General features: G+C 65.0%; 8 protein-coding genes and 1 pseudogene. 2 read left to right on the top strand and 7 right to left on the bottom strand.

Annotation, left to right across the window (positions count from 1 at the left end; translation table 11 throughout):
* The 4 genes from AC628_RS34115 to radC form a co-directional block, all read right to left on the bottom strand.
* Positions 1-881, bottom strand: an 881-nt coding sequence (locus tag AC628_RS34115) for a GAF domain-containing protein (RefSeq protein ID WP_143201948.1), incomplete at its 3' end; no start/stop codon positions are given.
* Positions 882-1,054: 173 nt separating this feature from the next.
* Positions 1,055-3,178, bottom strand: coding sequence for a glycogen debranching protein GlgX (gene glgX / locus AC628_RS34120; protein ID WP_074131103.1), 2,124 nt, complete (start codon positions 3,176-3,178; stop codon positions 1,055-1,057).
* Positions 3,179-3,518: 340 nt separating this feature from the next.
* Positions 3,519-3,992, bottom strand: coding sequence for a hypothetical protein (locus AC628_RS43380; RefSeq protein WP_143201949.1), 474 nt, complete (start codon positions 3,990-3,992; stop codon positions 3,519-3,521).
* 42 nt (positions 3,993-4,034) lie between these two features.
* The gene (gene radC / locus AC628_RS34130) at positions 4,035-4,748 is read right to left on the bottom strand and encodes a RadC family protein (protein ID WP_074131105.1); all 714 of its coding nucleotides are present in this window, start codon (positions 4,746-4,748) and stop codon (positions 4,035-4,037) included.
* Between the two features lie 117 nt (positions 4,749-4,865).
* Between radC and AC628_RS34135 the strand changes: the two genes are divergently transcribed.
* Positions 4,866-5,585, top strand: coding sequence for a DNA-3-methyladenine glycosylase I (locus tag AC628_RS34135; protein ID WP_074131106.1), 720 nt, complete (start codon positions 4,866-4,868; stop codon positions 5,583-5,585).
* Between the two features lie 31 nt (positions 5,586-5,616).
* Here AC628_RS34135 and map read toward each other — a convergent pair whose 3' ends face one another.
* Together map and AC628_RS34145 are read right to left on the bottom strand one after the other, a co-directional pair.
* A complete protein-coding gene (gene map, locus AC628_RS34140) occupies positions 5,617-6,441 on the bottom strand; it encodes a type I methionyl aminopeptidase (protein ID WP_074131107.1) in 825 nt (274 codons plus the stop codon).
* A 168-nt stretch (positions 6,442-6,609) separates the two neighbouring features.
* Entirely contained in the window at positions 6,610-7,926 is a 1,317-nt protein-coding gene (locus AC628_RS34145) for a mechanosensitive ion channel family protein (RefSeq protein ID WP_074131108.1), read from the bottom strand.
* Positions 7,927-8,147: 221 nt separating this feature from the next.
* On the opposite strand from AC628_RS34145, the gene AC628_RS34150 reads away from it, so the two are divergent.
* Positions 8,148-9,941, top strand: a complete 1,794-nt coding sequence (locus tag AC628_RS34150; protein WP_074131109.1) for a potassium/proton antiporter — start codon at positions 8,148-8,150, stop codon at positions 9,939-9,941.
* Between the two features lie 7 nt (positions 9,942-9,948).
* Here AC628_RS34150 and AC628_RS34155 read toward each other — a convergent pair.
* Positions 9,949-10,677, bottom strand: a pseudogene (locus AC628_RS34155) (hypothetical protein); the annotation flags it as partial.

The raw sequence follows: 10,677 nt of genomic DNA on the forward strand, positions 1-10,677 counted from the left end.
CGGCCGCGGCCCCATGGCGTGCCGTCGGCCCGGTGCAGCGTGACCGGATCGTCCGCGGCGCGTGTCGCGCGGTCGTCGAGCTGGATCAGATGCGACAGGTCGATGCCGTCATCGATCATCGCGTCAGTCAGGCCGAACACGCCGCGCGCGGTGCGGCAGGCGCCGACGACGCGGCGGTCGTCGTCATAGGCCAGCATGCCGTGCCCGTCGCCGGGCAGCGTCGCGATCCAGGAGGCGCGATAGCGCCGGCGGAAGAACGACTGCTCGATCCGCCGCGTCGCCTCCGTGGTGACGGCCAGTGCCAGTTCATGCGCGCTACGGCCAAGATCGCTGCGGCAGGACGAGATGTTGACGGCGCCTGCGAGCCGGCCGGCATGATCGAACAGCGGCGACACCGCGCAGGTGAACATGTGCCACTGCTCGCGGAAATGCTCGTCGCCATGCACGATGATCGGCCGCTGCTCGGCGAGCGCGGTGCCGAGCCCGTTGGTGCCCTCGAAGGTCTCGGCAAAGTTCGAGCCGGTGTAGATCTTCCATTCCAGGAACATCCGGTCGTAGTCGCCTCCGGGCAGACGGCTCACCAGCATGGTCGCGTTGGGGTCGGCAAGGTTGACACAGTAGCCGGTGTCGTGGAGCACCCGGGCAAGGTCCTCGAGTTCCGGGATCGCGACCTGGATCAAATCCTCCATCGGCTCGGCGATGTGCCGGACTTCGGCCTCGGTCAGCGTCTGCGGCGGCCCGCGCCGGGCCGGATCGAGGTTGTGATTGACCACGCAGCGCCGCCAGGACGCGGCAATCCGCGCCTCGGTGTCGACGCCGGCCACCTGATTGGCCGCCGATAAAACACGGGCGACGTGATTTGAGGCCGATAGATTGGCCATCCAGAGGTCTCCACCCCTAATTTTTGGCGAAGTCTGGCAGTCCACGGCCGAATGTCAATTGGCCGACGGGGTCGCGGGGAGGGGACCTTGGGAGGGAGACAGCTCTGCAGGGCGGATTAGCGAAGGGAAATCCGCCGTTCCGCGTGCCGGTCCGCGGCGGATTACGCCTTCGGCTAATTCGCCCTACGGATCTCGCCAGCCGTAAGCAGTACAAGCGAACGCCCGGCCGCCTTGTACGTGCTCTCCAACACGAACTGCGCGCCCGCCGGTTGCTCCGGCGAGTTGGTGTCGAGCAGCAGCGACCAGCGCGGACCGGCTGAGGTCGCCGGCAGCTTGAAGTCGACCTCGCCTTCATAGCTGTTGAGGATCACCAGCACCGTGTCGTCCTCGCCCTCGCGGGCGATCGCGGTCTTGCGGGCGCGGCCATCGAGCACGACGCCGAAGCATTTGATCCAGCCGGTGGTCCAGTCGGCTTGCGTCATCTCCACGCCTGAGGCGCTGATCCAGACCACGTCGCGGATCGCGAGCTGCGGATCGCGATCGCCGGACAGGAAGCGGCTGCGGCGCAGGATCGGATAGTCGCGCCGCAGCTTGATCATCCGTTTGGTGAAGGCGAGCAGCTTCTCGGCGTCGTCGGAGAAATTCCAGTCGAACCAGGAGATGTCGTTGTCCTGGCAATAGGCGTTGTTGTTGCCGCGCTGGGTGCGGCCGAACTCGTCGCCGCCGAGCAGCATCGGCGTGCCCTGCGAGGCGAGCAGCGTCGCCAGGATATTGCGCTTCTGGCGTTCGCGCAAAGTTCGGATCTCGGGATTGTCGGTCGGCCCCTCCGCGCCGCAATTCCAGGAGTGATTGTCGGACGAGCCGTCGTTGTTGTTCTCGCCGTTCGCCTCATTGTGCTTGTTGTTGTAGCTCGCCCAGTCGTTCAGCGTGAACCCGTCATGGGCGGTGATGAAGTTGACGCTGGCCCAGGTGCGGCGGCCCTCGCGGTTGAACACGTCGTGCGAGCCGAGCAGCCGCGGCGCCAGGCTGCCTGGCGCGGCCTCGCCACGCCAGAAATCGCGCACGGTGTTGCGGTACTTGTCGTTCCATTCCGCCCAGCCCGGCGGGAAGCCGCCGACCTGGTAGCCGCCGGGGCCGCAGTCCCAGGGCTCTGCGATCAGCTTGACGGTCGCGAGCAGCGGGTCCTGGTTCATCGCCTTGAGGAATCCGGACTGCTCGTCGAAGCCGTAGACCTCGCGTGCCAGGATGGTGCCGAGGTCGAAGCGGAAGCCGTCGACATGCATGTGGCCGGCCCAGTAGCGCAGGCTGTCCATCACCAGCTGGATCACCCGCGGATGCGACAGGTTCACGGTGTTGCCGGTGCCGGTATCGTTGATGTAGTAGCGGCGCTTGTCGGGCAACAGCCGGTAATAGCTCGCATTGTCGATGCCCTTGAACGACAGCGTCGGGCCGCGCTCATTGCCTTCGGCGGTGTGATTGTAGACGACGTCGAGGATCACCTCGAGCCCGGCGCCATGCAGCCGCGACACCATCTCCTTGAATTCGCGCAGGCTGTTCGGCACGTCGGCGGCATAGCGCGGGTCCGGCGCGAAGAAGCCGATCGTGCTGTAGCCCCAGTAATTGGTGAGGTGCTTGTCCAGCAGATTGCTGTCGTTGATGAAGGAATGCACAGGCAGCAGCTCGACCGAGGTGATGCCGAGCGCCTTCAGATGATCGATCGCGGCGTTCGAGCCGAAGCCGGCATAGGTGCCGCGCAAATGTTCGTCGATACCCGGGTGCCGTTTGGTGAAGCCTTTGACATGCGTCTCGTAGACGACGGTCTCGTCCCAATGCACGTCCTGGCGCTGCGCCTCCTGGACCCAGTCGAAGTTGGGATCGACCACCACGCATTTCGGCATGAACGGCGCGCTGTCGCGCTCGTCGAAGGTCAAATCGTCGCCGCTCTCCATCTTGTAGCCGAACACCGCCGGATTCCAGGTGAGGCTGCCGGCATGGGCGCAGGCATAGGGATCGAGCAGCAGCTTGTTCGGATTGAAGCGGTGGCCGCCGTCGGGCTGGTAGGGGCCGTACACGCGATAGCCGTAGAAGGTGCCCGGCTGCACGCCGTTGATGAAGCCGTGAAACACCTGGTCGGTATATTCGGGCAGCTCGAAGCGATGGGTCTCGCGCTCGCCGTCGAACAGGCAGACCTCGACCTTGGTGGCGTTGGCGGAAAACACCGCGAAGTTGGTGCCCTTGCCGCTCCAATGGGCGCCTAGCGGATAGGGCAGCCCTTCCTCAATGGCGTAATCGGACATCGGTCCCCCAAGCCTGGAACTGGCAAATCAACCAGCAACAAACGCTGCCGCGCGGAAAACGTTGCATTGGTGATTTTAGCGGCATCAGCACATGGCCGTATGACGCCGGGTCGCGCGCGACGTCTCTCCGGTGTCGCGAGGATGCAACCTGCGTCCCCACCCATCCTCCGTCATCGCCCGGCTCGACCGGGCGATCCAGTACGCCGCGGCTTCTCGGCTCAAGCACCGGCGTCTCTGGAATACTGGATCACCTGTATGCGCTGGTGATGATACCGAGAACTTGGCTGTTTGACAGTTGAATCGGAAATTCACAGCGCTCATTGCAAGCGAAGTCCTCTAGTCAACGCTTGTTGCGTTCCCACGCGACTATGTAGGACTGCAATAGGTCGAGTTCTTGGGATGGAAAATCATGCCCCCATTTCTTGTTGTAATCGGCTAAACCGTGCTTCTTCAACACTGCTTCGGCAGCGTCGCGAACAGCCCTGCCGAAGTCCAGCGGGGCGCACAAGAAGGATAGCATTGGCTTTCCATCGGCGTCGGGCAGATTGCCCCAGAGGTATTGGAATGACAAAATGCTTACCTGTATCTCGTCCGCATCGCTGCAGATCACTGACCAACGATACTCACCGGGCTCTTCATCAAACCCGACCGAGACGCTGTGCGCACCAGCCAAGACTGCCGTCGCTGCCAGTACTAATTTTCCTAGAGCATCAGAGAGATAAGAAGCCGATAACTTGCACTCGCGGCCGTCCGCTTGAATGGCGCAATCTGCCCAGCCTGAGCCAGTCAGTCGGTAGTCAATTGTCAGTGTCACTAGGCCCTCTGCATCGCGCTGATCGTTCTCGACAGATCGTCCTCAAATCAGTCGCATCCCCTTGAAGCTGGTATGCCCATTCTTGCCGACGATGATGTGATCATGCACAGCGATTCCGAGCGGCTTGGCGATATCGACGATCGCCTTGGTCATCTGGATGTCGGCCTGCGACGGCGTCGGATCGCCGGACGGGTGGTTGTGCACCAGGATCAGCGCGGTCGCGGACAGTTCCAGCGCGCGCTTGATGACCTCGCGGGGGTAGACCGGGGTGTGATCGACGGTGCCGGTCTGCTGCACCTCGTCGGCGATCAATTGGTTGCGCTTGTCGAGGAACAGCAGGCGGAATTGTTCTTTGTCGGCGAACGCCATGCTGGTGCGGCAATAGTCGATGACGTCGTTCCACGACGACAGCGCGATGCTGCGCTTGATCTCGCCCTTGGCGATCCGGCTCGCCGCCGCGGCGAGCAGCTTGATCTGGTTGATCGAGGCATCCTTGACGCCGTCGACCTCGCGCAGCCGCGCCACCGGCGCGTGCACCACCTCGGCGAAGGAGCCGAACTTCTTCAGCAGTGCCTTGGCCAATGGCTTGGTGTCGCGGCGCGGGATGGCAGCGAACAGCGCCATCTCCAGCAGCTCGTAGTCAGTCAGCGCGTCCGGGCCGGCGGCATAGAAGCGCTCGCGCAGCCGCTCGCGATGGCCGTGATAGTGCGGCGTCTCGTCAGGCTCGTCGTTGCTGGCATCGGGTTTGGCGGGCATCGGCCACAACCTTGCCGTGCCTGCCGCGTTTTGCAAGGGCTGATGCTGTCGAGATTTGCCACCGCGTGGCGGGCGAATTACCGTTGCCTGCAGCGAGATCGAAAGGGGGAGGGCGGCGTGACGTCATTCAAGGTGATCCGCGCGCGTGCCGAGAAGCGCAAGGGCGGACCGAAGGCGCTGGAGAAGCTGCTGCACCCGCCGGCCGGCGCCAAGGCATTGGCCAAGCTCGGCGACGACCGCGTGCTGGCCGAAATGACCAGGCGCGTGTTCTGCGCAGGCTTTGCCTGGAGCGTGATCGACGCCAAATGGGAGGGCTTCGAGGCAGCCTTTCTCGGCTTTCAGCCCGCCAAGCTGGCGTTCAAGCCTGATGAGTTCTGGGAGAAGCTGACGAGCGACGCCAGGATCGTGCGCAACGGCGCCAAGATCATGTCGGTGCGCGACAATGGCCGCTTCGTGCAGGAGATCGCGCGCGAGCACGGCAGCTTCGGCAAGTTCCTCGCGGCGTGGCCGTCATCGGATGAGGTCGGGCTGCTGGAGCTGCTGGCGAAGCGCGGCAGCCGGCTCGGCGGCAACACCGGGCAGATGCTGCTGCGCTTCCTCGGCTGGGACGGTTTCGTCACCTCGCGCGACGTCGTCGCCTGCCTGCGCGACGCCGGGCTCGATATTGCCGAGGAGGTCAAGTCGAAGCGCGATCTCGCCAAGGTGCAGGCGCAGTTCAACGCCTGGGCGGAAGAGACCGGGCTGCCCTACCTGCATCTGTCGCGGATCTGCGCGATGTCGATCGGCGAGAACCACACGCCCGAGGAGATCGAGAGGCGCACGCGGAGCGACTATTGAGTTTGTCGAGGTCGGCTAGACCTGCCCCCAATTACACCTGCACCCACGGCTTCTCGCCGTGGCGCTCGGACAGGGTGAAGATCTCGACGCCGCCGGCGGTGACGCCGACCGAGTGCTCGAACTGCGCCGACAGCGAACGGTCGCGGGTCACCGCGGTCCAGCCGTCGGACAGGATCTTCACATGCGGCTTGCCGAGATTGATCATCGGCTCGATGGTGAAGAACATGCCGGGCTTCAGCGGTGCGCCCTCGCCGGGGCGGCCGATATGGATGATGTTCGGCTCGTCGTGGAACAGGCGGCCGAGGCCATGGCCGCAGAAGTCGCGCACCACGCTCATGCCCTGCGGTTCGACGAAGCTCTGGATCGCGTGGCCGATATCGCCTGTGGTGGCGCCGGGCTTCACCGCGGCAATGCCGCGCATCATCGCCTCATAGGTCACCTCGATCAGCCGCTCTGCCTTCCGCGCGATGGCGCCGATCGCATACATCCGGCTGGAATCGCCGTACCAGCCGTCGACGATGAAGGTGACGTCGACATTGACGATGTCGCCTTCCTTCAGCGGGCGGTCGCCCGGCATGCCGTGGCAGACCACGTGATTGATCGAGGTGCAGGTCGAGTAGCGATAGCCGCGATACATCAGCGTCGCCGGATAGGCGCCGTGGTCGAACGCGAACTTGCGGACGAACTCGTCGATCACAGAGGTCGGGACGCCCGGCTTGACGATGTCGGTCAGCGCGTCGAGGCATTTCGACACCAGGGCGCCCGCCTTGCGCATGCCGGCAAAGCCGCTCGGTCCGTGCAGCTTGATCTGGCCGGTCTTGCGAAGGGAGGTGTCGGTGGCGTCGATATAGCTCATGGGCGGGATGTTTCTGCGGGCAAAGGGCTGATTTCAGGCTCTAATTTAATGATTGGGGCGCCGGGCGCAAGCCAAGCTTGGGCATGGGGACAATGTCCAAACGGCTTGATTTTCCACCCAAATCCGGAACAGCGGCGGCCGCTTGTCCGAAAAAGCCGCGCTGAAGCGCTAGCTGGAGACCTCAGCCACGCTCTCGACCGGCAGCGCCGTGCCGCGGATGCGGAGTTCCCGCACCGGATAGGGTACCTTGATGCCCTGCTGCTTGAAGCCGTCCCACAGCGCCAGCATGACGTCGCTCTTCACATTGTCCATGCCATCTGGATCGGCGATCCAGAAGGTCAGCGAGAACTTCATGCCGAGCTCGGCGAATTCGGTCAGGATGCAGTTCGGCGGCTTGCCCTTGAGCGCACGGGCGTGGGCCGTAGCGGTATCGATCGCGAGCTTGCAGACCAGCCTCGGATCGGCGTCGTAATTGGCGGCGAAAGCGATCTTCACCAGCGTATTCTTGTCGGTGTAGGTCCAGTTGGTGACCTTCTGTGTGACCAGGTCCTCGTTCGGGATCAGGAATTCGCGGCCGTCGCCGGCGGCGACCGAGATGTAGCGGGTCTTCATCGCACTGATGCGGCCCTGGCTGTCGCCGATGGTGACGAGGTCGCCCGGCTTCACCGATTTGTCGACCAGCAGAATGATGCCCGAGATGAAGTTGGCGACGATCTTTTGCAGGCCGAAACCGATGCCGACACCGACGGCGCCGGACAGCACCGCCAGCGCCGACAGATTGATCCCGACCGCGCTCAAGGCGATGGCGACCGCGACGACCATCAGGCCGATGCGAATGATCTTGACCAACAGCACCTGGATCGACGGGGTCAGGTCGGTCGAGCGGGTGATCTGGCCGTCGATGAAATTGCTGACGATATTGCTCAGCCACAGCGCCACGATCAGCACCGCGCCGGCCTTGATCAGCAGCAGCGGCGTCAGCCGCAGACCGCCTACGACGACGGCGAACGAATCCAGCGTATCGGCCGCCCAGTCGAGCTGGCCGATGATGCTGAGGGCAGCGACGAGCCAGGCCGCGATCGAGACCAGTTTGACGATGAAGGCGTTGTCGATCACCGACGTCACGAGGCGGATCACCAGCCAGGCCAGCGCCAGCTTGGCGGAGACCGCGATCAGATAGCTGCGGCTCGGCCAGGTGGCGTGCCACATCACGATGCGCGAGATCACCATCAACGCCGCGAACACGGCGGTGGAGGCGCTGGTCACCATCACGCGGGCAAAGTGCCGGAGCGGCAGCGGCCAGCGGCTCGCCAGCGTGGCCATGTTGACCCGCGCATGAATGGCGGTATCGGCGGCGTAGGCGAGCCCCGCGGCGGCGAGGATGATGCCGAACTGCAGATAGAACCAGGGCGAGGCGACCTCGGCGCCGACCGAGCGCGCTGCCAATTGGATCGATTCCAGGACGTCCTTCCAGCTCATGTCCATCGGCAAATTCTCAACTTGAAGCGCGGGTCAGGCAAATGTGATTCGAATGCATGGAGAGAATCCCACAACAGCGCTCACCCGACCATCGATACACCACAGTGTCGGGGCGACCTAGGGTGAGTGAGACCGGGCACATTGCCGCTTATGACAGAAATCGGTTGGCGTCCCAGTGTGGCGACGATAAGGATGCAATTGCAAGTATTTGAGACCTCCGAAGACGCATGGCATCCCTCGACTCCGTCAGTATAGCGATCCTGCTCGGTGCGGTGCTGGTGATGGCCGGCATCCTGTCCAGCCTGCTGGCATTGCGGTTCGGCGCCCCCTTGCTGCTGGTGTTCTTGCTGGTCGGCATGCTGGCGGGCGATTCCGGCCCCGGCCGGCTGCAGTTCGACGACGTCCGCACCACCTACCTGGTCGGCTCGGTGGCGCTGGCGCTGATCCTGTTCGACGGCGGATTGAAGACACGGTTTGCCAGCATCCGCACCGTGCTGGCGCCCTCGATGATGCTGGCGACCGCCGGCGTGCTCTTGACCGCGCTGATCACGGCGCCGGTCGCACGCTATGTGCTCGACCTCAACTGGACCGAATCGCTGCTGGTCGGCGCGGTCGTGGCCTCGACCGACGCGGCGGCGGTGTTCCTTCTGGTGCACACCCAGGGCCTGCGCCTGCGCCCGCGCGTCGGCGCGACGCTGGAGGCGGAATCCGGCACCAACGATCCGTTCGCGATCTTCCTGACCTTGATGCTGGTCGAGTTCATCTCGATCGGCCAAAGCTCGGCCTCGCACATCGCGATGGAGTTCATCCAGGAGGCCGTGCTCGGCGCCATCATCGGGGTGATCGGCGGCCGGCTGGTGGTGATCGCGCTGAACTACGTGGCGCTGCCGCAGGGCCTGCATGCGCCGTTCGTCACGACGGCGGCGCTGGTGATCTTCGGCGGCTCGCAGATCGTGCACGCCTCGGGATTCCTCGCGGTCTATCTCGCCGGTATCATCATCGGCAACCGGCCGACCCGTGCGCATAATTCGGTGGTGACGTTCCTCGACGCCGCGACCTGGCTGGCCCAAATCGTGATGTTCGTGCTGCTCGGCCTGCTGGTGTCGCCGCATCGCCTGCTCTCCAGCGCCGGCGGCGCGGTGCTGGTGGCATTCGCGCTGATGCTGGTGGCGCGGCCGCTGGCCGTGCTGATTTGTTTGGCGCCGTTCAAGTTCAACTGGCGGGAAAAGGTCTTCATCGCCTGGACCGGACTGCGCGGCGCGGTCGCGATCTTTCTCGCCTCGATCCCGATGCTGGTCGGCCTGTCGAAGGCCTATCTCTATTTCGACGTCGCCTTTGTCGTCGTCATCATCTCGCTGCTGCTGCAGGGCTGGACGCTGGCGCCGGCGGCGCGGCGGCTGCATGTCGCGCTGCCGCGCGCCGAACGCGGCCCGCGCCGCGTCGAACTGGACCTGCCCGGCCAGCTCGAGCAGCAGCTGGTCGGCTATCCGGTGCGGCCGAAGAGCCTGTATTTCCGCCGCGGGCTGATCCCGTCCTGGTCGAAGCCGACGCTGGTGATCCGCGACGAGCGGATCCTGACGCCTGTCGAGGCCGATCCGGTCGCGCCCGGCGACTACATCTATCTGCTGGCGCCGCCGGAGCGCGCCGAGGCGCTCGACCGCTTCTTCGTCGACATGGCGCCGTCGAGCGCGCCCGATCCGCATCTGCTCGGCGACTTCATGGTGTCGGCCGAGCATACGCTGGGCGAGCTCGCCGAGATCTACGGCGTCAAGGTCGATGAGCACCAGGCCAAGCTGACGCTCGCGGATTATTTCGACATCAATCTCGACCGCGCGCCGAAGGAAGGTGCCGAGCTTGCGCTCGACGAGATCGTGCTGGTGGCGCGCAGCATCAGCGGCGGCCGCGTCAATGTCGTCGGCCTGCGCCTGCCGGAGGAAGAGGAGAAGGTCGCGCCGCGCACGCGGATGCAGACCGTCCGGCGCAAGCTCGCCGATATCTGGGCGTCGGTGGCGGGCGTCTGAACCGCCGTCACTGCTTGCGCAGGAAGTTCGAATCCGGGGCGAACTTCTTGATCATGTCGGACAGGCCGTCGTCGCCCGGCGGGCCCTTGGACGCCGCGTCCTGCTTGGACTCGTCCTTCAACTTCTGGCCGGAGATCTCGGCCAGCGCTGCGAGCAGCGTCTCGTCGAGATTGTCGGCCGCCGTCTTCGCAGGCGGTGTCTTGGCGGACGGTGCCTTAGCGGGCGGCGTGTTGGCGGGCGGCGGCGCAGCGGGATTCGGCGGGATGGGTGCGACAACCCGGACCTCTGGCTCGCCCTTCAGCGCAGGTTGCGTTGGCTCCGGGATCGGGGCTGGCTTCGATTCGTCCGCCCGCCTGGCGGCGGCCTCGCTGACGGCGGCGATCAGCGACGCTTCTAGGTCGGCCGGCGTCTCCGCCGGCATGGCCGGTGGCGCAATCGGCATCGGCGGCGGCTCGGCGGGCTTCGTGTCCCGGGGTGCGCGACCGAACAGCGGTTCCCGCTGGCCCGCCGTCGATGGCCGGCTGTTGTCGGTTGCCTTGCTAGGCTCCTTGCCAGGCTCCCTGGCAGGCTTGAAGAGACCCGCGCGTTCGGCGGCGACCCTGGCGGTAGCCTCCTCGACCGTGGCGAGCAGCGATGCTTCCAGCGCATCGGCGGGATTGCTCGGCGAAGCCGTTGGCTTGGCGGCAGGGGCGGCCACCTGAGGCTCCGGCCGGGGCAGCAACGGCGGTGGCCGCGG

The sequence above is a fragment of the Bradyrhizobium sp. NAS96.2 genome (genome assembly GCF_001908235.1).
Classification (GTDB): domain Bacteria; phylum Pseudomonadota; class Alphaproteobacteria; order Rhizobiales; family Xanthobacteraceae; genus Bradyrhizobium.

What these genes read in the sequence shown, in the direction of transcription:
- glgX (WP_074131103.1), bottom strand. Translation starts at nt 3,178, where the DNA reads ATGTCCGATTACGCCATTGAGGAAGGGCTGCCCTATCCGCTAGGCGCC.
- radC (WP_074131105.1), bottom strand. Translation starts at nt 4,748, where the DNA reads ATGCCCGCCAAACCCGATGCCAGCAACGACGAGCCTGACGAGACGCCG.
- map (WP_074131107.1), bottom strand. Translation starts at nt 6,441, where the DNA reads ATGAGCTATATCGACGCCACCGACACCTCCCTTCGCAAGACCGGCCAG.
- AC628_RS34145 (WP_074131108.1), bottom strand. Translation starts at nt 7,926, where the DNA reads ATGGACATGAGCTGGAAGGACGTCCTGGAATCGATCCAATTGGCAGCG.
- AC628_RS34150 (WP_074131109.1), top strand. Translation starts at nt 8,148, where the DNA reads ATGGCATCCCTCGACTCCGTCAGTATAGCGATCCTGCTCGGTGCGGTG.